Source organism: Streptomyces sp. CA2R106, assembly GCF_037034245.1.
Lineage (GTDB): Bacteria > Actinomycetota > Actinomycetes > Streptomycetales > Streptomycetaceae > Actinacidiphila.
In genome coordinates this window covers 1-1147 of record NZ_JBAGKC010000122.1, presented here as the reverse complement: position 1 = coordinate 1147, position 1147 = coordinate 1, and the positions used below count along the sequence as shown (strand labels likewise).

Genomic DNA, 1147 nt, shown 5'->3' with positions numbered 1-1147 from the left:
CCCGCGGGCGTAGACGGTGCCGACGCGCTCCGGGTCCGGATCGTACAGCCGCTCCAGGTCCCAGCCGCGGTCCCCGGGCAGCCCCGATATCGCGTCCCGGCCGGAAGCGACCAGGTCCCACAGGCCCTCGGGCGAGTTCGCGCCGCCCGGGTAGCGGCAGGCCATGCCGACGATCGCCAGCGGCTCGTCCGCGTCGGCCCGCCGCCGGGCCGGGGTGCGGGTGGCCGGTGTCTTCGCGGCGCCCTCGTCCGTACCCGACACCTGCGTCACCAGGAAGCGCGCCACCGCCAGGGAGGTCGGGTGGTCGAAGACCAGGGTCGCGGGCAGCTTGAGGCCCGTGGCCTGGGCGAGCCGGTTGCGCAGCTCGACCGAGGAGAGCGAGTCGAAGCCCTGCTCCTTGAACGCCCGCCCCGCGTCGACCGCCGAGGCCGACGCGTGCCCGAGCACCGCCGCCACCTGCGCGGTCACCAGGTCCAGCGTCACGCGCTCCCACTGCTCGCGGTCCACGCCGGACAGCCGCGTGGCGAGCGAACCACCCGCGCCCGTACGGCTCTTGCGGCCCGGTGCGCGGACCAGTCCGGCCAGCAGCGGCACCGCGGTGCCCGCCCGCGCCTGCTCCCGCAGCGCCGCCAGGTCCAGCCGCACCGGCGCGACCAGCGCGGCATCCACCTTCTGGGCCGCGTCCAGCAGTTCGAGCCCCAGCTCCGAGGAGAGCGGCAGGACGCCCATGCGCTCCAGCCGGGCGAGCTGCCCGGCGTCCAGCTCGCCGGTCATGCCGGTCTCGGCCGCCCACAGGCCCCACGCCAGCGACACCGCCGGCCGGCCCGCGGCCCGCCGCCGCGCCGCCAGCGCGTCCAACCCGGCGTTCGCCGCAGCGTAGTTGCCCTGACCGGCACTCCCGATCAACGCCGCCACCGAGGAGAAGAGCACGAACGACCGCAGCTCCGCGTCCGCCGTCAACTCGTCCAGCAGCACCGCCGCGTCCAGCTTCGGCCGCATCACACGGTCCACCTGCTCGGCCGTCATCGACGCCACCAGGCCGTCGTCGATCACACCCGCCGCGTGCACGACGCCGACGAGCGGGACCTCCAACGAGCCGAGCAGCGCCGTCAGTTGCTCCCGGTCCGCCACGTCGCAGGCCGCCACC

At 75.9% G+C, this 1147-nt stretch carries 1 protein-coding gene; it reads right to left on the bottom strand.

The features are described 5' to 3' along the window. On the bottom strand, positions 1 to 1147 hold a 1147-nt coding region (locus WA788_RS35300; protein ID WP_335984555.1), incomplete at both ends, for a beta-ketoacyl reductase.